Raw genomic sequence first — 20,484 nt, 5'->3', positions numbered from 1 at the left:
TTATCATTCAGGCATTCAAAAGTATCTTTTATCTTTAACTCAAAAATAACATCTTTTTAGACTAAAGGCTTCTGAGTTTATATAAATTTTAACAACTGTGAAACGAAAATTAAAAAGAGCAGGTCTTATTTTAGTAGGTATACTTTTAATCATGATTGTATGGAATCTACAATTAATCATTTACGGACTAGGACAACTTAAAGGACAATTAACTATTGTTTGGAATGCACGCCCCATAACTGAGGTAATGCAGGATAAGAGTTTTCCGGATTCATTAAAAACAAAACTAGCACTTATACAGGAGATACGAAGCTTTGCTATAGATTCATTGGGTATTAATGAGTCCGATAACTATACTACCTTATTTGATCAGAAAGGTAAGACGCTGATGTGGGTTGTAACGGCATGCGATCCATATGAATTAAAGCCTCACCAATGGGAGTACTCGTTTCTGGGAAGTATGCCTTACAAAGGGTTCTTTGACTCATTGAAGGCAGTAAAAGAGGAAAAGATCTGGAAAGGAAAAGGTCTGGACACAGACATTGGCACAGCAGCAGGCTGGAGCACATTGGGATGGTTCAAGGATCCTATTCTGAGTAGCATGCTTTATCGTCAGCCAGGTAGCCTATCCAATCTGATTATTCATGAACTAACGCATGGTACTCTCTTTATTAAAGATAACATAGAATATAATGAAAACCTTGCTGACTTTGTAGGAGACGAGGGAGCCAAGCTTTTTCTAATTCATAAATATGGAAAAGAATCTCCTGAGTATACCAAATACACATCCAGAAAAATATATCGTGAAAAGCACTATTCCCATATTCTGCGGGGATCTCAGCAACTGGATAGCCTTTATAAGACTTTTACCAATAAACTAACAACTCAGCAAAAGGATACATTAAAATTCAGACTTATTCGTCAGATTATTCAGTCGGAAGATACAATAACAGTGAATGGGAAACCCAATCCATTAGGGTGGGAGGGACCTCTGCCTAATAATACTTTCTTTATGGAATACATCAGGTATCGGGCAAAACAGAATCAATTTGAAGAAGAATTTCGTACAAAATTCAACTCTGACTTTAAGAGATATTTTGCATATCTGAAGAAGAAATATCCTAAAGAGAGTATGCTATAGTGTAATTTTAATGAGACCTGCTCTATAAAACAAAAAAGCTTCCTGTAAGAGAAAGCTTTTTTGTTTGAGCGAATATATGTTCTTATTCAGCGCTTTTTCCACGAAGACCTCTTGGGATCTCAATAGAAGCAACTGGGTTAGAAGGAGAATTCAGAATAACAAAGTTTTCAGCGTTTACTTCGCCAACTTTGATAGACTTACCTAGATCCAGTCCTGATACATCTACAGTTACATAGTCAGGCATATCTTTAGGTAATGCACTAACAGTAAGCTTGCGCAGTTTTGAAATCAATTTCCCCCCTTTAGTCACACCTACGGCTGTTCCTTGTAAACGAACCGGAATGTTCATTTTTACAGGTTTATTTTCATCCAGTTCCAGAAAATCAACGTGCAGAATCATTTCATTTACCGGGTGAAACTGCGCATCCTGTACAATCGCTTTGTAATGTGTTCCTTCGATGTTCAGATCTACCTGATGAACTTCTGGTGTATACAACAGGTCACGGAAAAGAATCATTGGAACGGAAAAGTGAACTTGCTGCTTTCCACCATATAGTACACAAGGTACCTGGCTCAATGTACGCAGCTCTTTCGCTGTTTTCTTTCCGAGATTTGCTCTGTTATACCCTATAATCTCGATTGTCTTCATAAAATAAATAGATTAAGTGAAATAAATAAAATATAAACTATACTTGTAAAAATAAAGTACTAATTGACTCATGATCATGTACGTTACGAATAGCTTTCGCGAAAAGCTCAGCTACAGTAAGGACTTTGATCTTTGGAGATTCCTGCTTCAGTGGAATAGTATCTGTTACTACCAATTCTTCCAGTACAGAATTATTGATCGTTTCATAGGCGCTTCCAGACAAAATAGGGTGTGTGGTAATAGCACGCACCGACTTTGCACCTTTTTCCATGATGATCTTGGCTGCTTTGGTGATAGTACCTGCCGTATCTACCAGATCATCAATCAAAACAACATTGGCACCTTCTACGTCACCAATAACCTGCATCGAAGCAATCTCATTGGCACGTTTACGATGCTTATCACAAACCACAATATCAGCACCAAAATACTTGGCGAACGCTCTTGCCCGGCTTACCCCCCCAACATCTGGTGAAGCAATGATTAGGTTATCAAGTTTCAAACTTCTGAAATAGGGAACAAAAACAGCTGATCCATCCAGATGGTCTACAGGAAAATCAAAGAATCCCTGAATCTGACCCGCATGAAGATCACATGCCATAAGACGGCTTGCTCCAGCAGCAGACAAAAGATTTGCGACCAACTTGGCAGCAATGGCCACTCTAGGTTTATCTTTTCTATCCTGACGAGCATAACCAAAATAAGGAACTACTACTGTTACATATTTTGCTGAAGCGCGTTTAGCTGCGTCAATCATCAGAAGTAACTCCATCAGATTGTCTGCAGGTGGAAATGTTGACTGAATCAGAAACACATCACATCCTCTTACTGACTCTTCGAAATAAGGCGACATTTCGCCATCGCTGAATTGCTGTAAAGTAACGGTTCCCAAAGGCTTCCCGTAATAATACGCAATCTTCTCTGCCAGATATCGCGAAGCGGTACCCGAAAATAACTTGACTGAATAAGACGATGCCATAATAAAAGGAAGGCGTAGGTAGCAGAAGCTTTGAAAATTGAGGGGGCAAAATTATAGGTTTCGTTACAAGTAAACAAATGAAATGCTTAAAATTTCATACAAGCTATCACGTTTTCTTCCTAAAAGGCAGTATTTTTGACCACAATAGAAATATGGTAGACTGTAACTACATTTTATCCGCTGAAAAATGTAGTTTTCGGCATCATTCAGACCATTCCTAAAAAATGCGCCTCTCCTGCTCTGGACAGATGCAACAACCAGTATTTATCTATGGCTCTAAACTTTCGTCCTACCTATCTCAATACTCGATCTATTGATACATTCATTCAGACTGCTCTTCACGAAGATATCGGAGATGGAGATCACTCTACATTAGCAGCTGTTCCAGCAACTGCCCAGCGTCAGGCTAGGCTTATCATTAAAGATACTGGCATGATGGCAGGAATGGAACTGGCGTCATATATCTTTCATGCGGTTGATCCTGCACTACAGGTAACAACTCTGATTGAAGATGGGTCTATGGTAAAATATGGGGATATAGGCCTTACAGTTACAGGTAAAGCCCAATCCATTCTGCAAGCAGAGAGACTGGTATTAAACTGTATGCAACGTATGAGTGGTATTGCGACCTATACACATCAATTAGTGCAACTGATTTCACATACCAAAGCCAAACTCCTGGATACCCGAAAAACAACTCCTAACTTCCGACTTATGGAAAAATGGGCTGTAGCTATTGGAGGTGGCTTAAACCACAGGTTCGGCCTATTTGATATGATTATTTTAAAAGATAACCATATCGATTATGCGGGAGGAGTAACTCAGGCTATTCAGGCCACTCATCAGTATTTGAAGGAGAAAGACAAAAACTTAAATATCGTTGTTGAGACCCGTAATCTGAAAGAAGTAGAAGAAGTATTACAAATTGGTAATATAACCCGGATCATGTTGGACAACATGCCTCCAGATCGTATGCGAGAAGCCATTGCATTAATTAATGGTCGCTTTCCAACAGAAGCATCTGGTGGTATTACAGAAGAAACAATAGGGGCTGTAGCAGAAAGTGGAGTAGATTATATCTCTGTAGGTGCGCTGACACACTCTGTTAAAAGTCTGGATATTAGTCTAAAGGCGTTCTAAAATAAAAAGCCGATGCAATGCATCGGCTCCAGATATATATTCTATATGTAATTAGTCTTTTACTTACGTCCAGTTGTATCTGTTTTTTGAACAGGGGCTTTACGTGTGTTAGTGCTATCTCGTCTCTCTTTTTTCTCCATCTTTTTATCTTTTTTATTTCCGGAAGGAGTTGTTTGAGAAGGCGTAGTTTGAGAAGGTGTGGTTTGGGCAAATCCACTAAAAGTTACACCTACAGCAATAATTACGGCTAAAATCCAATTCTTTTTCATGAGTTGCAAGGTTTTGTAGTCTAAAAATTAAACAATATAAAATAGCTGATTGCAAGCATTTGACTATCAGTATATTATATTCTACGACATTACTTTTAGAAGGTTTCCTTATTCTACTGTTTTTCCTGTAACCTCACATCCTACTAATCTAATAAACACCTGTAAATCAATGAGTTAAATAACAAAAAAATATTTAAAATTCTTCTCTATTAACGGTTTCATTTCTATAATTACTTATCTACCTTTGTATCCCTGATTGGGGAAAAGTGTATAAACTATTTTAAACTCATACTATTTCATAGTGAAGACATAAAAAGTATACATTTTTTTATCATTCTTTTCATTATACAATTTTAGGCAAAACAGCAAAACCACCATATACACATCTAGTAATCAACCAATTAAAAAATACACTATATTGCATATTTATTAATTTTCACAATATATGGCACGCAATCCAAATCAGTTTTTCCGTAATCCAATGATGCAACAGCAGGCGGTACCTGTACCTGGCGCAAAGACGAAAAAGTATCAGATGGATAAAAAAGTATATGTACGCCTTGGAATGACACATCTGCTTAAAACTCAGTGGTACTGGGTATTTGTGCCTGTTGGAATTATTGTTTTAAACATTATTCTGAATATAACAAAAGTATATACCAACTGGTGGATCTATCTTATTGCTTTTCTGGTAGCATTGGGTTATGTTTTGTTCTGGGCCATTCAGTTTACTGGTATCTCTCAGCTTGAGCAATACAAAGTGATGTTTGATAAATTCTCTTATGACATCAATACCAAGCAGATCAATGCGATGATTAATGCCAAAGAAGGAATGCAGATTGGCTGGGATATGGTAAAAGATGTGTATAAAGAGAAAGATGCCTATACACTGGTATTATCCCGTGGACAATTTATCCACCTTCCTTTCAACATTTTTAACTCCGACAACGATCTTAAATTTTTTGAACGAATACTCCGACAAAAAAATCTGATCAAATAATAAACAAAGCCCCGCAATACCAGATCTGTTGCGGGGCTTTGTTTTTGGGAAACTTTTTTCGGTTAACCTTTTATAAAATCTGGTTTAAAGGCATTAAAAGTTAATTTGCTTTGTACATTTGCGCCACTGTCTGAGCTTTGTATAAGCGCTCTCCGCTTACTATAGACTCATTCACAAAACATCTGGTTATCTTATTCTTCATTTTAATTCTTACTTACGAAGCATGGATTATAGAATTGAAAAAGATACGATGGGCGAAGTAAAAGTACCTTCCCACGTATATTGGGGTGCACAAACCCAACGTTCCATTGAAAATTTCAAAATAGCTCAGGATATTAATAAGATGCCTCGTGAGATTATCCAGGCGTTTGCATATCTGAAAAAGGCAGCCGCATTAACAAACCTTGATGCAGGTGTACTATCAAAAGAAAAATGTGATCTGATCGGTAAAGCATGTGATGAAGTGCTGGCAGGTAAGCTGGATGACCAGTTTCCACTGGTGGTATGGCAGACAGGCTCTGGTACACAATCTAACATGAACGTAAATGAGGTGGTAGCCTATCGGGCTCATGTTATTAATGGAGGAAGCCTTACAGATGAGAAGAAAGCATTGCATCCCAATGATGATGTCAATAAATCCCAGTCCTCTAATGATACATTTCCAACTGCAATGCACATTGCAGCATACAAAATGTTGATTGAAGTAACGATTCCTGGTATTGAGAAACTTCGCAATACGCTAGCTGCCAAAGCGCAAAAATTCATGAAAGTAGTAAAGATCGGACGTACTCACTTCATGGATGCAACACCGTTAACACTGGGACAGGAGTTTTCAGGTTATGTATCTCAGCTGGATCATGGCCTGAAAGCTATTAAGAATACATTGGCGCACTTATCAGAATTGGCATTGGGCGGTACTGCTGTTGGTACAGGTATCAATACTCCTCCAAATTATTCAGAGAATGTAGCCAAACATATTGCAAACCTTACTGGTCTTCCATTTATTACTGCTGAAAATAAATTTGAAGCACTAGCAGCCCATGATGCAATTGTAGAAGCTCATGGCGCATTGAAAACAGTGGCTGTAAGTCTGATGAAGATAGGTAATGACATTCGTATGTTGTCATCAGGTCCACGTGCAGGGATAGGGGAGATCTTTATTCCTGATAACGAACCAGGTTCTTCTATCATGCCTGGCAAAGTAAACCCAACCCAGTGTGAAGCGATGACAATGGTTGCAGCTCAGGTATTAGGTAATGATGTTGCGATCAATATTGGTGGATCTAATGGCCATTTTGAACTGAATGTGTTCAAACCTGTTATGATCTACAACTTCCTGCATTCAGCCCGTTTGATTGGAGATGTATGTGTATCCTTTAATGACAAGTGTGCAGAAGGAATTGAGCCATTGGAAGCCAATATTCGCAAACACGTAGAAAGCTCACTAATGCTTGTAACTGCCCTCAATACAAAAATTGGTTATTACAAAGCTGCTGAGATTGCCCAAACTGCTCATAAAGAAGGTAAAACTCTGAAAGAGACAGCATTAAAACTTGGCTATCTCACCGAAGCAGAATTTGATGAATGGGTAAAACCTGAAGATATGGTAGGCAAGATCTAATTCATCTACATAAAAATACCCCGGCAGATAAACTCTCGGGGTATTTTTTTAATGATTCAAACGTTCCTGTCTTTGCTCTCTGCGTTCCTGAAACTGCTGACGACGCCCTCCCATATTATCCTGAATACGTTCCCTACGCTGTTCCCGCCATTCCCGGATAATCTTTCTTCGGAAGTCAATCTCTCCTTTATAAAACATAGCAACCTGGCGGCTATTGACTATTTTCAGGAACTTATCTACCTGGCGTCTCATACTGTCAACCTCTTTCTGCCGAAGCTCAATCAGTTGTTTCAATACACTTTTTATTTCTTCTTCACTGGAACCGGAACTAATACTATTCCGTACCTGTGATGCTGCTTGTTGAGCTTTTTCTTTTTCCTTCTCAAACTCATTGTAAACAGGCCAGAATTGTTTTGCCTGTTCGGCGGTCAGCTTCATCTTATTTGTCAGAAAGGCAACTCTTTCACTTTCAAGAGATTCTCCATTTTTTCCATACCCTTTTACTACTCTATCCCATATGGCCTTCTGAAACTCAAATTCAACTTTATACAAATCAGCTGTCTGACGTGAGGTAATTACCTTTGTAAACTTATTCAAATAGTCTCTTTCAATAGATACATCTTTCTGTCTTACCTCTACCATCTGTTTTAATCCAGCCTTCAACTCTTCGTCAGAAGCAACCTGAAACCGATCTTTCAGTTTATTCAGCGAACGGATATTCTCCTTTCTTTCCTTATCAAATTCGTCATACACTGCCCAAAAAGGAGAAGACTGTTCTGTTGTCAGATTCAACCGTCGGGTAATCAATGCTACCTTAGCAGATTGCACCCTATCTTCTCCTGTATCTTCATCCTGAGCTAAAACCACAGTTATACTACTTATCGTTAACAACAGCACATGCATCCATGTTCTCATCTTCTGCTTTCTAAATATCATGTTCGTTAAAAATAATTGTTATTCTATACCTTCAGCAGCATTCAATATATCTTCATCACTTATATCTATCGGGTCTACTATCTCACTATCCGAGTGTTTGGCTGAGATAGCGGGCATTTTAGTATTTGTCAATCGTGTATCCTGTTTTTCAAGATAATGTAGTATCTCTTCATCCGTCAGATTACAAAGCAATTCTGTGCATTCCTGAGAAGAAGAAGGAGTGGTAGACGAATAAAACCAGTACCCTGTCATCAATAAAAGCACAGAGGCAGCTGCTACAGTTGTATATCTTGCCCATGAAGGAATTAGTCGGATAGATTTTGTTTTCTCAGTAGTTGATTCTTCAATAGCAGTATCTTCGTCCAGTTGGATATTCAGTTTCTCAAAATAAGCATCAGGCACCTGAAAGATATTTTGTTTGGGTATGCTTGCCAATATACCTGATTCAGCATTGTCCAACTCCTCAAAGTCCAACGGGTTAGTTGTTTCAGAGGACGCTATTCGCGTCATGATACGATTTGACAGTGTCTCAAAATAACTTTCAGGTACTGTATATCCATGTGTATTTTCCAGTTCTGATTCAAAACCATCCAATGCAGATAAATTCAGTTTAACCAAGGACTCGGTTTGATCTGATATTTTACTCTGGATTTTTTGGTAAAGATTTTCAAAATAATCGGGAGGTGTAATAAAAATGTGATCTATGGTTATTTCCTCTATAGCGCTATATTCCAGCAATGGTTTATCATCGTTCAATGTATCATCGCTTGCCTCTGCCAGACGTTTCTGAATTGCAGAAGGCAATGATGCAAAGTATTGTTCCGGTATTTGAAAAACATTTTCCCTGGTTAGGTTTTGCAGATTAATTTTTGATTCCATCACTCACAAGCGGTTACATCTATTTTTATGGTATAAGCAGCAGGATTTTTACAACTTTGACTTGTTTTTTTTATAAAAGTTTAATTCGACATCAGATATTCTTCTATTTTTTTCACAGCCAGATGATAAGAAGCTTTTAACGCACCTTCCGATGTTCCAGTAATCTCAGAGATTTCCTGATAGGTAAGTTCATCATAGTACTTCATATTAAATACAAGTCTTTGTTTATCGGGTAAACGCAGCAACGCTTTCTGTAGTTTAATTTGTATCTCATCTCCTGATATCAATACACCTTCATCCAGTTTCTGGCTCAGTTCATTGGCAACAACATCATCAATAGATGTCAGAGAAGCTCGTTTTTTCTTGCTTAGAAAATTGAGACACTCATTGCTGGCAATACGATATAACCAGGTATATAACTGAGACTCTGCCCGAAATTCACTAAGGTTGTGCCATACTTTAATAAAGACCTCCTGTGTTAAATCATCTGCATCATCATGATCAATGACCATCTTTCGTATGTGCCAATAGATTTTTTGCTGATACTTTTTTACTAACGCATTAAATGCAGCAGTTCGCGTTTCCGCAATCCGGAACTGCTCTAAAATCTGTTTGTCTTCCAAAGTGTAGAGAAGTTAAAAACAAAAGTAATCGGTAAGATCTCTTACTATTTGTAGTGAGTTGCTAAGCGGTTAGATAGAAAATAAAAGCAAACGTTTAATCCTGATTAAAAATTAGTATAAAAACACAAGAGCGTGTCTTATTACTAAAACACGCTCTTTATTATATAGATATATATTTTGCTTACTTCACAATATCAGCACGGATAGCTTCTACCTTTTTGGTAATCTCTGTTAATGTTTTATCTGTTACAGCAAAGTTTCCTGCATTACTTTTCAGGCTCTCTTCGAATTTTAGTGCCTCAAACTGTCCATACAGATCATTTAGCTTCTGAGTATAAGCCACAACTGCTTCATCTTGCTTTACGCTCTTAAGAATTGTAATCAAGTCTGCCAGTGATTGTTTCTGTTTAATAATATCAAGAATTAATTGAGTCAATACACCATTACGTACATCTGCAGGAACATCTTTTGGATATTTCTTAATCAAGCCTGTTGAAATGTACAAGCCTTCTACAAAACTACCAGTAACAACCAGAGCACCTGTAGCATCGCGCTGATTGTCTGCAAGATATTTGCGAACATATAGCATAGACTCATCTACAATCTTAACCAGAGAATCTTCTGTAGCAAGGTTGTTCTGAAAACGTTTCTGCATAGCTTCACCAAATGCATTGCTTAATCCAAGATGATCAGAAAGTTTCTGTGCACCTTTCAGATAAGTCAAAACATCCTGTGTTTTTTTGTATACGCTCAAATAGCCGATATCAGTCGCATAAGCACCCAGATTCAATGCAGCTTTGTCATTAGTAGTAGTGTAACTTGCAACTTTACTGGATGGGTTAATCAAAGACTGATTGAAATCAGCACCAGTCAATTGGATTGTAGCAGGAATATCACTGGTTTTAGGAAGTGCACTCAAAATAGGAGATGTAGCAGCAGGTTCAACAGCTGTAGTATCTTCTGTCATGGTTGCTGCAGTATCTACTGCTGTAGTCTCATCTGCTTTTTTCTCACCTCCGCAGGAATTCAAAAGAAATACACCACTTAAAGCAAGTAAAAAAAGAGAGGTCTCACGTACGTAATTTTTTAGGAACATAAATCAATGTGGTTTGGTGATTAGGTATACACTGCAAAACGTCATCGAAAAAAAGATTTTTTAGTTGATTTTGCAAGCAGTCAAAAGAAATTATATGAAAAAAGATAAAAACCGATAGATTTATAAACCCGTTCCGTTACACTTACCTATTTTAATTTATACCTATTTTATTTTCATAATAAAAACAAAGTCAGCGCTTTTTCATATTCATAAAACTGTCCTAGATCATTATGATGTCCTCCTTTCACTGTAATAAACTGATCCTCTTTTTTTAGTAGTTTTTTCAACTGCCAGCCAAATTGATAAGGAATTACCTCATCCTGAGTTCCATGAAAAATACAGATAGGGCAGCGTACCTTTTCAATAAAGGCATAGGTCAGAAGGGGATATCTTAACAATAGTCGAATGGGGAGCCAGGGAAACCGATCCTGCGCAACTGCTCGCATGCTATAATAAGGAGTTTCCAGAATCAGTTTTCCTGGAGAGTTGCGAGACGCAACAAATGTTGCAATACCTGTACCCAGCGATCTCCCGAAAACAATTATATCTTCTTCTGCATAGTTTTTTTTCAGATAGTCATACACATATTGTGCATCCTTATAAAGATTTTCTTCGCTTACTGCACCTCGACTCTTCCCATATTCCCTATAATCGACCATCAGTACATCATATTTAAACCGGCTTAGGTATTCGCCCTCTGCACCCCAACTTTGCAGAGAACCAGCATTGCCATGAAAATATAGAATTACACCCTTGGGCCTGGGATGTTTGAATAGTAGAGCATTAATTGTAGTACCAGAGTCAGGATGAAAGTCAATCTCTTCAAATGAAGTCGAGAAATGGTATGTATGATTAGAAGGCAATTTCTCAGGATAAAATAAAATTTTCTCCTGTAGAAAAAATAAGATGATGCACACAATCACATACAAACAACCCAGAAAGAGAATAGTATCCAGTATAAACTTCATTTATAACTCAAATAATGATCCAATCTACCACAAACTGATAATAAACTGGACCTATTAAATCCAGCCATAAATCATTAACAATTACTCCTATTTAATTTACTTATTAGAGTATGTAAACTCATAAACTACAACATCAAAACCATTATATACTTCTCTTACTTTCCCATATTTCATTAATTCTCGAGCAATGCTCTCATTAACAGTTTGCTCTTGAATACTTTCTTTATATGTATATTTATTCTTCACACACATAATATAAGAACAAACCTGTTTATTTGAACTTTGACTTATCAAATCAAAAAAATATCTCTCAAATTCAAGTTTATTCCGAAACAAATCCGGTGGAAAAAATGTAACTGCCTTTTTATCATATTTAGCCAATTGTGAATAATAGGTAAATGTCTGATTATCCTTAATAGATATATATATAGTACTGGTTGGACTGCTTTTTATTCGGATATGCTCTATAGCTTCTCTTTTGTTGGAAAACTTATAGCTATTACCAAATAGCTCAGGATTCATCAACTTGACAATAATATTTACCAGTAAATATAGTATACTAATTATCATCATAGCTTTAACAAACTTAACGGATATAAAGCGTGATAAACTTTTCTTTATAAATCCTTCATTTGTATCTAGCGGCTTTGCTATTATCAGATAAAAGAAAGGTGCCAAAAAAACAAGAAATCTTTCATGAAACGGATACTGTTTAAGAAAAGATGCAACGAGAGTTAGTAATATAGGTGAAACGAGTAACCCTAATATATACTTGTTTGTCCTAAACAGAACTACACCTCCAAGAATCAACAAGATAAAAGCACTATATCCAAATAACAGCAGGTAGCGCCATTGAATAGAAAGGCTAGGAATAAGAGAATAATCAATAGACAAACCCAAAGGATCATTGAATGTATAGATAAGGCTTCTGAGATACCAAGAACCATAAATTGGCAGTGGAGCAAACTTATCTTGCCACATTGAGACAAGAACAGATACATTTTGATTTTTAGAGATAATAAGAAGGTAGTATAAGCCAAAGCAAAACAACCAAAAAGTACCCACACAAAGTAAAGCAACTAAAGATGAGTAATCTTTCTTTTTAAGCAACCAAAAAAACATACAGAATCCTATCCCTGCAAGTACAAAAATGGCAGGGTTAGATAGCCAAAGAAGTATTCCTCCTAATACACCTATTATGCAGGCGCCTTTCCATGACAAAAAATAACGATATTTGATGCCTATCCATAAAATAATAAGCGAGGCCAGCATCTCTGTCTGGTATTGCTTAACTTCTGCAGAGTAATAAATCAGTGGGGTGGAAATACTGAATAATAGGTTTGCAAATACTATTGTAGTTCTTCTATTAAAAATTTTTGCAGAAATAAAGAAAAATATAAATACACTAGCAATACTGGAAATGAAGGAAACTAATCGCAGAGAAAGTTCTTTATTTCCAAATATACTGATTACTAACTTTTCAAGTGTTATATATAATGGAGGTGCAGCTTGTAAATTATCTAAGGTTGAAGTTAGCAAATATTTCAAATCATACTTAAGAAAATTACTTGCAATTGCTATCTCATCTCCCCACAAAGAACGATCATAAATATACCAATAACATCTCAAACCTACTCCCAGCAGCAATACAAAGATCAAAAGCCCTCGCATTCTGGATTCAGAAAACAACATAAATATATACTAAAATAAATAAAAAAATATTTAAACCTAATTTCAAGGACTAAGAACAAAAACACCTGAAGACCAACATTCTAAACAAGGCTACTATTTCTCTAAAGTTGGATATAACAAAAGAGAGCTTATTTAGTATATTGATATCCAGGCATTTTATTATTCAATCCGCTGTATATCTATTTTCTGTTTTTCAAGGCTTCAATTTCTGTATCTACCAGTTTTATAGGGAATTTCTGGTGAAGGGTGTTCAGCCATTCTTTTTCAAGAAAGCTCTGGTAATCTGAAATCAGCTGTCCACGAGCTTCTTCAAATGTTTTGGCACGAGGTTCTTCTACACTTACAATCTCTATATATACAACACGACCATTATTATTTATGGTATATGTACCCGGTTTCCAGGCAACTTGATCCAGAAATACATTATCTCCTTTTTGGAAAATACCCTCTGTGATTTCTATACTTAATGGCTTTTTCGCATTCAGCTGTCTTTCCAGGACACTCTTATCATTGCTCACAATTGCAAATGCTACACGCGAATTGCGTTTGGCATCAGTACGGGAAGCAGGAGTAGAAGAGCCAAAGTCGCGAATAATCAATTGTGTAATATCTGCGCCGTGTTCTGTCAGATAGGTGCTTACTGCCTGATTACGGGCTGCTGATGTCTCCGCTTTCTCACTCTTATCTGCATGTCCGGAAATTTCCACTATGAGAGCTTTATCCAAATTCAAAGTTTGAATAATCTGATCAAGTTGTTCTTTTTGCTGAGGGGTCAATGTAGTTACATTTTTTGCAAAAGATAATGCCGGATACTTTGGATTAGCAACAGCGAAAGGCCGGCTTGCCAGTTTGGACTTTAGTTCTGTAAGTACACTGTTATCTGCTGCATTATAAATAGTACCTATTACCCGTTGTTTCCATTGATAATTAGCCTTGTTGACTTCATAATATCGCTTTTGTCCGGTTGTATCAGACAAGGATTTGGACCATACTTCTGATTCCATCCGTTGGAACAACAAGATTCCATCATGGTATTCTTTTAAAAGATACTTAAAGTCAGGATACTTCTCTTCCAGATGCTGCTTTTCATATTTGATAAGAGACTCATTGACAAACTCTGTATAAAGCAATTGCATCTGATAAACTGGTGTCAGCTTCTCACGGGGTTGTTGATTGGCTTTTACATAGTTAAAAAATTCTTTAACTGTGTATTTCTGACTTTTGATTGTAAATAATGTCAGACCCAAGTTTTTATCAGTCTCGTTGTATTTCCATACAGCCCTCTTTAGCGAGTCTGTAGCCTGAGCAAAAGCAATTTTCCGGGCATCTGCATTCTCAACTAGTTTATTTTCTTTACGCAATCTGTCCAAAAGCAGTTTACGATTGAGTTCTGAACGGGAATCTTTCGTTACCTTCTGGCGTAGGGTAGGTTCCAGTTGAGTAAAAGTTTCTAAGTTCTTTTTCTCAATTAACTTCAGAATATGCCAGCCATAAGGTGTTTGTATAGGCTGACTAATATCACCTTTGTTGTTTAGTGCAAAGGCAACATTTTCAAATTCGGGAAGTGTACTACCTGTACTAAATGGTGCTAATACACCACCTTTGTTACGTGAGTTGCCATCTTCCGAAAAATCAGCACAAAGCTTATCCCAGCTTTCGCCTTTTTGGATACGGCTGTAGATCTCGTCTATTTTTTGCTTTGCAGCTTTGGCGTCAGCCTCTGGCGCATCCGGATTGATGCGAACCATAATATGTGCCACGGTTACTTTTCCGCGACTTGGCCGACGATCTGCTATTTTTAGCAGGTGATAACCGAATTTAGTACGTACAGGTTGTGAAATAGAACCTACTGGCGTCTGATAGGCAGCTTTCTCAAAAGGATATACCATCTGCAAAGCAGTAAAGTATCCCAGGTCACCTCCATTGGTTTGCACAGAAGGATCTTGGGAGTTTTGCCGTGCCAGTTCATTAAAATCCTGACCATTGAGTGCCTTTTGCCTGATGTCCAGAATCTGGTTATATATTTTTGCCGTGTCTTCAGGAGGCGCTTCAGGAGAAACAGAAAGAAGAATATGTGAAGCTCTGATCTCCTCTTTCATGTGCTCATAAGCTTCCCGTATTAGCGTACGGGTTACACTGCTGTCAACCAGATAAGGCTCTCCCAGTTGTTCACGGTATCCGGAAAGCTCTTGTTTAAACGAACCCAGTGTATCCAGTCCCATGCTCTCAGCCTCCTGTACCTTTAGCCTGAAGTTAAGATACAGATCCAGGTATTCTGCAATGCTTTTTACCTGATTGGTAGTATCTGCAATACCACCATTTTTATCATATACATATAAAAACTCTGAGCGATACACTGGCGACTGGCCAAGGTAGGCGATAACAGGGTCGTTTGGATTAGTAGTAGTGTTTTGAGTGGCCGATTTGTTGGTCTTACATCCCCAGTACAAAAGCAGGGCCACCACAAGCATTATTCGGTGAAAAATTCGCATACGTAAAGTTTCGTAAAAACAGAACGCAATTTTAACGATTTTTTAAAGTAAATAGTCTGTCCCTCAGAAAATAAAGAGATAGTTGTAAGTTTTCTGTGTTTTTTATTTACCAAACATATATCTGGTAATCACACATACAAACCAGAAAATAAAAATCCAGAGCAATAACTCTGGATCAGCAAAAAACAAATAGTATATCCTGATTATGAATTAAATACAGGGCGTGGAGACTCTTTAGTCAAACGCCATATACTTTGTGTACCATGACGTTCTACTTCTACTTTATCAACCAGACACTTAACAAGCATTAATCCAACTCCTCCATTTTTTCCTTCCCGTACAATCTGGTGAATATCGGGATTTTTATGGGCTGAAAAATCATAGAACATACTGTCCTGATCAATAATCTCACAAATTACGGTTTCAAGAGTAACTTTTAACCAAATTTCGATCACATCATTAGGATCTGATTGATGGGAATGAACAATCAGATTAGCACAGATTTCATCTACAGCCAATACAACTGCAGGAATCTCATTTTCAGAAAAATTCTCATCACGCAGTACAGATGCTACAAAATCCCGCACTGATTTCAGATTCCTCCGGTCACACGAAAACTGATAGTGGTAATTCATCTCACTTACATATTGATTTTATATCCTATGCAGACTTTGTAACTAGTAAATATTTTGTCATTCAATATTACAAACTTGCATTTAACAATTGTATGGCTTCGTTCTCTGAAGCTGTAATGGAAAGGAGCTGGTCCAGGCCTAGTATCTGAAATACCCGTAGAACTTTCTCGTTCAGGCCGAAAAGAATCATTTGTATTCCTTTTTCTTCAAATTCCTGTACATGTGACATAAAAACACCTAACCCCGCAGAAGAAATATAATTCAAGGATCGTCCGTCAATTAGTATTTTCTTCTTTCCCTGCGCAACCACCGATTCAATTGATTCATCCAGCAAAATGGAAGAACTCGCGTCTAACTCTCCATCTACTACCAAAATGGTCAGGTCTTCTTTATCTAAACTATTAATTCTCATAAATTCGCTTACTCGTACTCAATACGTGCAATATGATGTGTATGTTACGCGCATGTAATAATTTTATTTTATTCAACTGATTTACAGCGAGGTAATTAAAAAAAAGCAGATATGAAAATAATAAGATATATACCTCACGTAAGATTTGATGCAGATATGCGCTTTTTATTCAGGCAAAATGCATATTTTTTCTTCCTGAGGCAAATTATTCTTCTTGGTTAACAAAAAGAATGAACTATCTTCCAGTTATCGCCCGTGAGAACATAAAAAATAAATATACTTTTTCCATGATTAAAAAGTGGACTAAAACAATTACAGACCAAAATCATCTCATTAACAAGCACAGATAGTTTTCAACAGAATAGAACAGAAATTGCATTTATTTTAATTAAACTATAGCTATCTGCTACTCGAAATATGTAAGGTTATTTATTTTTAGAAAATGTATAAATCAGACTCTCACAGCTTTTCTTAGAAAGTAGACAAGAATTGTATAAGTATGAGATATTGACTTTAATTGTTTATATAGAGGTTGTCTAACTTATTTTTAAAGAGGCGAAAAGAGCAGATTTTAGAGCGAACCAAGACTATTTTGAGGGGCATAGTCAGAGACTATGGGCCGAAAAACAGGCAAAGGTGCAGCCTAAAAGATGACTTTTCAGCCTTTAAAAATAAGTTTAGACAACCTCTTAGTCTGTTGGCTTCCCATCCTAAGGTATAGACCTATCAGAAAGTATATTTAATCATCAATAACTTGTAGGAAACTCTATTTGCGATTCTGTCGTTTCCATCCAAAACACAGAAACCTTGTCAAGGGTAGATTTTTTGTTGTACTTTTATCGTAATTTTGCCTCGTTAAGAGAATATACGTCTTGCGTTCTTTCTGAATAAGGGATGACTTGCCAACGTTAAACTTCAAACCAAGAACCCAGAACTTAATTAATTATGATTCGTAACGACTGGACCCGCGAAGAAATCGCTGAAATTTTCAACTCCCCTATATTAGATTTGATTTATCGTGCAGGCACTGTACATCGTCAGCACCACGACCCACAAGAAGTGCAAGTTTGTACTTTGCTTTCAGTGAAAACAGGTGGTTGTCCGGAAGACTGTGCCTATTGTCCACAAGCAGCACGCTATCAGACCAATGTAAAAGTGCATAGATTGCTAGAGGTAGAGGAAGTGCTGGAAACAGCCCAGCGAGCCAAAGACAATGGTAGTACTCGTTTTTGTATGGGAGCTGCTTGGCGGGAAGTACGTGACAACAAAGACTTTGACAAAGTACTGGATATGGTCAAAGGTGTCAACCAGATGGGTATGGAAGTATGCTGTACATTAGGTATGCTGACACATGAACAGGCAATAAAACTGAAAGATGCAGGTTTATATGCCTATAACCATAACCTGGATACGAGTGAGGAGTTTTATAACGAAATCATCACTACCCGTAATTACGATGATCGTCTGGAAACTATTGAACATGTGCGTAAATCAGGTATTTCTGTATGTGCTGGTGGTATTATTGGATTAGGAGAGACAGAAAACGACCGTATAGGTATGTTACATGTATTGTCAACCCTTCCCGAACATCCTGAGTCTGTTCCTGTAAATGCATTGGTTCCTGTAGAAGGTACTCCACTGGAAGACCAGGAGCGCGTTTCTGTTTGGGAAATGGTACGGATGATTGCTACTGCACGTATTATAATGCCACGGGCAATGGTTCGTTTATCAGCAGGCCGTGTACGTATGAATACAGAAGAGCAGGCACTTTGTTTCCTGGCAGGGGCCAACTCTATCTTTGCCGGAGATAAACTGCTGACAACTCCAAATCCGGAAGTAGATGCGGATAAAATGTTGTTCCAGACATTAAATCTGAAACCTCGTAAGTCATTCAAAGAAGAATCAGTAGCAGCTTGTTAATAAATACGTTTATAGCTAAGTATGAGAAGCCTTTTTGTTTGGAAACAAAAAGGCTTTTCTCTTTATAACCTTCCACGATGTGCCACAATTTATAAAAATAGATCAGGTCTGTCATTATCCAACTCCCAACTGATCAAGATCGCTTTTGACTAGAATTCCGATCACTTCCTGTTTTGAACTGAATACAGGTTACATCCAGGAAATATTCGAATAGTGTTCATTTTTTTATTTGACTGGAGTTTAGTTCAAATTTCTGTTTGAATGGAACTCCAGTCATTTTTCCAAATTATCTGAATATTGATCACACCTCAGAAATATCAGACTTCTGATCAATTTATACCGTTGTAGAGATGACTGACGATTGCCTCCTACAACGAGTTGAGCAGAAATTATCCTTTCACAGTAAAAATTGGCTTTGTTTCAGCAACTTGGCGAACTATACCAGCTTCCAGTTGTGTGTCAATAACCGGACGCACAGGCTTAAATGCAAAAGGGGCTTCTTTTTTCAGTTCATCGTGCCATTTCTGGATTATATCCCGCCTGGATCTGATTTCTGTACTCTCCGGATCAATAGGCGTGATGATATGGAATTCTTCCAGAAACTTTGAAAAGGCAGCCTCATCGTATTTCATGGACTCACCACGTGACAGACTACGCCCTGCACCATGACTGGCACTGAAATTACTTTGCGCATTGCCACATCCCGCCAGAATAAATGACGAGGTTCCCATAGATCCCGGAATCAGTGCAGGTTCTCCTGTCCACGCAAAGGGTGTATTTTGTAGCTGTTCTGCACCTCGTGCCGGACAAGCGCCTTTGCGATGCAGGAACCATTCTTCGCCAACTGTTTTCTGTTGCCATACCATGTTATGGCCTGAATCATACAGCAAACGAAAATCTGTATCACCAAAAAACTCTGAAAACACTTTCTGCATCATCAGTCCCAGAAACAACCGATTGGCAAAAGCAAAGTTGGCTGCGTTGTATAAACCCATAAAGAAGTTCTCCACAAAACCTGCATACTTCTCAGATATAGGTAAGGGCAAAATTCCGTTATCAGGTTTTCGCAATCCTGTTGGATACAGATCTGTAAGATAATCTTTAAAAGCCATCGCTGTAGGATACCCAATGCTAACAGAACCGGTATGGATCATTACCACAACAGCATCCTTCTTCAGCCCCCATTCATAGGCAATGGCACCATCTGTAATATCAGCCACACGTTGTACTTCTACAAAGTGATTGCCGCCCCCAATAGATCCTAATTGTGCATCATAGGATGTATAATCAATACTTGTATAATTCTCCAGGCCATTGAAAATACCACCAGCCTGTAAAGAACCCCGATCGATTATCCGTTGCAGATCAGCCTCTTGTTGTAGTGCGTTGTACTGACGCCACAATCCCTTGCCTACAGTTTCATGACTGGTTTCCCATAAGCCCTGTAAACCATATTGAAGCAAGGCTTTCTTCTGGCGGGGTGTAATCGGCAACTCGCGACCTCCCTGAAAGTATACATGACGGATTCGCTTTGTCATCTCTTTCAGCTTAGAACGAACCTGCTCTTCTGACAGATCCGTTATATATAACCGCATGCCACAATTAATATCCTTGCCGATAGCCTGAGGCAGAATAAACCCTTTTGTAGTAATTGTTGTTCCGATAGGTATGCCAGATCCTTTATGGAAATCAGGTGTAATAGCCACCCGGCCAATGCCAATATCTGTCGTCCCAAAAAAATCGGGATCAGCTTGTTGTATCTGTTCAAGGGTCTGCTGTAATTCAAGAAAGCCCAGCAATTCTTCAATGGCTGAGTTTTCAACTTTTACCTGTTCATTGGCAAATAGATGCACCGGAATACCGTAGGCATTGCCAATAACAGATTCAAATGAAGAAATTCGCTTCATCAAAAATCAAAATCTTAGTAAACTTGTATAAAAGAAAATTTGTGCAAGTCTGAAAAGACTCACAACTCCTGATTTGGAGTTTGAATAAGAGGAATCTGGTGCCTGACACCGATGTTAGAGCAGCC

General features: G+C 37.8%; 18 protein-coding genes. 5 read left to right on the top strand and 13 right to left on the bottom strand.

What is annotated here, in order from left to right; genetic code table 11:
• Positions 1–97 precede the first annotated feature (97 nt).
• Positions 98–1,141 (top strand): aminopeptidase, encoded by a 1,044-nt coding sequence (locus tag QNI22_RS19650; protein WP_314513279.1) that lies wholly within the window; start codon positions 98–100, stop codon positions 1,139–1,141.
• 82 nt (positions 1,142–1,223) lie between these two features.
• Here QNI22_RS19650 and QNI22_RS19645 read toward each other — a convergent pair whose 3' ends face one another.
• Together QNI22_RS19645 and QNI22_RS19640 are read right to left on the bottom strand one after the other, a co-directional pair.
• Complete coding sequence (locus QNI22_RS19645; RefSeq protein ID WP_314513277.1) at positions 1,224–1,790, bottom strand: 50S ribosomal protein L25/general stress protein Ctc; 567 nt, start codon at positions 1,788–1,790, stop codon at positions 1,224–1,226.
• 37 nt (positions 1,791–1,827) lie between these two features.
• Positions 1,828–2,769 (bottom strand): ribose-phosphate pyrophosphokinase, encoded by a 942-nt coding sequence (locus QNI22_RS19640; RefSeq protein WP_313980901.1) that lies wholly within the window; start codon positions 2,767–2,769, stop codon positions 1,828–1,830.
• A 270-nt stretch (positions 2,770–3,039) separates the two neighbouring features.
• Here QNI22_RS19640 and nadC point away from each other — a divergent pair, with 270 nt between their 5' ends.
• Positions 3,040–3,909: a carboxylating nicotinate-nucleotide diphosphorylase gene (gene nadC, locus QNI22_RS19635; RefSeq protein ID WP_314513273.1), complete on the top strand. Its 870-nt coding sequence runs from the start codon at positions 3,040–3,042 to the stop codon at positions 3,907–3,909.
• Between the two features lie 59 nt (positions 3,910–3,968).
• Here nadC and QNI22_RS19630 read toward each other — a convergent pair whose 3' ends face one another.
• On the bottom strand, positions 3,969–4,178 hold the full coding sequence (locus QNI22_RS19630) for a hypothetical protein (RefSeq protein WP_313991640.1): 210 nt from the start codon (positions 4,176–4,178) through the stop codon (positions 3,969–3,971).
• A gap of 445 nt (positions 4,179–4,623) precedes the next feature.
• On the opposite strand from QNI22_RS19630, the gene QNI22_RS19625 reads away from it, so the two are divergent.
• A complete protein-coding gene (locus QNI22_RS19625; RefSeq protein ID WP_314513271.1) occupies positions 4,624–5,178 on the top strand; it encodes a YcxB family protein in 555 nt (184 codons plus the stop codon).
• 223 nt (positions 5,179–5,401) lie between these two features.
• Positions 5,402–6,799, top strand: a complete 1,398-nt coding sequence (gene fumC / locus QNI22_RS19620; RefSeq protein ID WP_314513269.1) for a class II fumarate hydratase — start codon at positions 5,402–5,404, stop codon at positions 6,797–6,799.
• A gap of 48 nt (positions 6,800–6,847) precedes the next feature.
• Here the strand turns inward: fumC and QNI22_RS19615 are convergent, their stop codons facing one another.
• The 9 genes from QNI22_RS19615 to QNI22_RS19575 form a co-directional block, all read right to left on the bottom strand.
• Positions 6,848–7,735, bottom strand: coding sequence for a Spy/CpxP family protein refolding chaperone (locus tag QNI22_RS19615; protein ID WP_314513267.1), 888 nt, complete (start codon positions 7,733–7,735; stop codon positions 6,848–6,850).
• 18 nt (positions 7,736–7,753) lie between these two features.
• A complete protein-coding gene (locus tag QNI22_RS19610) occupies positions 7,754–8,614 on the bottom strand; it encodes a hypothetical protein (RefSeq protein WP_314513266.1) in 861 nt (286 codons plus the stop codon).
• Between the two features lie 80 nt (positions 8,615–8,694).
• Positions 8,695–9,237 (bottom strand): RNA polymerase sigma factor, encoded by a 543-nt coding sequence (locus QNI22_RS19605; protein ID WP_314513264.1) that lies wholly within the window; start codon positions 9,235–9,237, stop codon positions 8,695–8,697.
• A 181-nt stretch (positions 9,238–9,418) separates the two neighbouring features.
• Positions 9,419–10,333, bottom strand: a complete 915-nt coding sequence (locus QNI22_RS19600; RefSeq protein WP_314513262.1) for a hypothetical protein — start codon at positions 10,331–10,333, stop codon at positions 9,419–9,421.
• A gap of 173 nt (positions 10,334–10,506) precedes the next feature.
• Positions 10,507–11,301 (bottom strand): alpha/beta hydrolase, encoded by a 795-nt coding sequence (locus QNI22_RS19595; protein WP_314513261.1) that lies wholly within the window; start codon positions 11,299–11,301, stop codon positions 10,507–10,509.
• 96 nt (positions 11,302–11,397) lie between these two features.
• Positions 11,398–12,993: a glycosyltransferase family 39 protein gene (locus QNI22_RS19590; RefSeq protein ID WP_314513259.1), complete on the bottom strand. Its 1,596-nt coding sequence runs from the start codon at positions 12,991–12,993 to the stop codon at positions 11,398–11,400.
• A gap of 179 nt (positions 12,994–13,172) precedes the next feature.
• Entirely contained in the window at positions 13,173–15,485 is a 2,313-nt protein-coding gene (locus QNI22_RS19585) for a peptidylprolyl isomerase (protein ID WP_314513257.1), read from the bottom strand.
• A 203-nt stretch (positions 15,486–15,688) separates the two neighbouring features.
• Complete coding sequence (locus QNI22_RS19580; protein WP_314513255.1) at positions 15,689–16,120, bottom strand: ATP-binding protein; 432 nt, start codon at positions 16,118–16,120, stop codon at positions 15,689–15,691.
• A 67-nt stretch (positions 16,121–16,187) separates the two neighbouring features.
• The gene (locus QNI22_RS19575; protein ID WP_314513253.1) at positions 16,188–16,532 is read right to left on the bottom strand and encodes an STAS domain-containing protein; all 345 of its coding nucleotides are present in this window, start codon (positions 16,530–16,532) and stop codon (positions 16,188–16,190) included.
• Positions 16,533–17,477: 945 nt separating this feature from the next.
• Between QNI22_RS19575 and bioB the strand changes: the two genes are divergently transcribed.
• On the top strand, positions 17,478–18,452 hold the full coding sequence (bioB, locus tag QNI22_RS19570; protein WP_314513251.1) for a biotin synthase BioB: 975 nt from the start codon (positions 17,478–17,480) through the stop codon (positions 18,450–18,452).
• A gap of 389 nt (positions 18,453–18,841) precedes the next feature.
• On the opposite strand, the gene QNI22_RS19565 is transcribed toward bioB, so the two are convergent.
• Positions 18,842–20,359: an RtcB family protein gene (locus tag QNI22_RS19565; RefSeq protein WP_314513250.1), complete on the bottom strand. Its 1,518-nt coding sequence runs from the start codon at positions 20,357–20,359 to the stop codon at positions 18,842–18,844.
• Between the last annotated feature and the right edge of the window lie 125 nt (positions 20,360–20,484).

It is taken from the genome of Xanthocytophaga agilis (assembly GCF_030068605.1).
Classification (GTDB): Bacteria; Bacteroidota; Bacteroidia; order Cytophagales; family 172606-1; genus Xanthocytophaga; species Xanthocytophaga agilis.
Note: the sequence above shows the minus strand (reverse complement) of the source record. Positions and strands in the feature narration are given on the sequence as shown.

Coding starts and splice junctions, on each gene's coding strand:
- QNI22_RS19645 (WP_314513277.1), bottom strand. CDS start 1,790: ATGAAGACAATCGAGATTATAGGGTATAACAGAGCAAATCTCGGAAAG.
- QNI22_RS19640 (WP_313980901.1), bottom strand. CDS start 2,769: ATGGCATCGTCTTATTCAGTCAAGTTATTTTCGGGTACCGCTTCGCGA.
- nadC (WP_314513273.1), top strand. CDS start 3,040: ATGGCTCTAAACTTTCGTCCTACCTATCTCAATACTCGATCTATTGAT.
- QNI22_RS19630 (WP_313991640.1), bottom strand. CDS start 4,178: ATGAAAAAGAATTGGATTTTAGCCGTAATTATTGCTGTAGGTGTAACT.
- QNI22_RS19625 (WP_314513271.1), top strand. CDS start 4,624: ATGGCACGCAATCCAAATCAGTTTTTCCGTAATCCAATGATGCAACAG.
- fumC (WP_314513269.1), top strand. CDS start 5,402: ATGGATTATAGAATTGAAAAAGATACGATGGGCGAAGTAAAAGTACCT.
- QNI22_RS19615 (WP_314513267.1), bottom strand. CDS start 7,735: ATGATATTTAGAAAGCAGAAGATGAGAACATGGATGCATGTGCTGTTG.
- QNI22_RS19610 (WP_314513266.1), bottom strand. CDS start 8,614: ATGGAATCAAAAATTAATCTGCAAAACCTAACCAGGGAAAATGTTTTT.
- QNI22_RS19600 (WP_314513262.1), bottom strand. CDS start 10,333: ATGTTCCTAAAAAATTACGTACGTGAGACCTCTCTTTTTTTACTTGCT.
- QNI22_RS19595 (WP_314513261.1), bottom strand. CDS start 11,301: ATGAAGTTTATACTGGATACTATTCTCTTTCTGGGTTGTTTGTATGTG.
- QNI22_RS19590 (WP_314513259.1), bottom strand. CDS start 12,993: ATGTTGTTTTCTGAATCCAGAATGCGAGGGCTTTTGATCTTTGTATTG.
- QNI22_RS19585 (WP_314513257.1), bottom strand. CDS start 15,485: ATGCGAATTTTTCACCGAATAATGCTTGTGGTGGCCCTGCTTTTGTAC.
- QNI22_RS19580 (WP_314513255.1), bottom strand. CDS start 16,120: ATGAATTACCACTATCAGTTTTCGTGTGACCGGAGGAATCTGAAATCA.
- QNI22_RS19575 (WP_314513253.1), bottom strand. CDS start 16,532: ATGAGAATTAATAGTTTAGATAAAGAAGACCTGACCATTTTGGTAGTA.
- bioB (WP_314513251.1), top strand. CDS start 17,478: ATGATTCGTAACGACTGGACCCGCGAAGAAATCGCTGAAATTTTCAAC.
- QNI22_RS19565 (WP_314513250.1), bottom strand. CDS start 20,359: ATGAAGCGAATTTCTTCATTTGAATCTGTTATTGGCAATGCCTACGGT.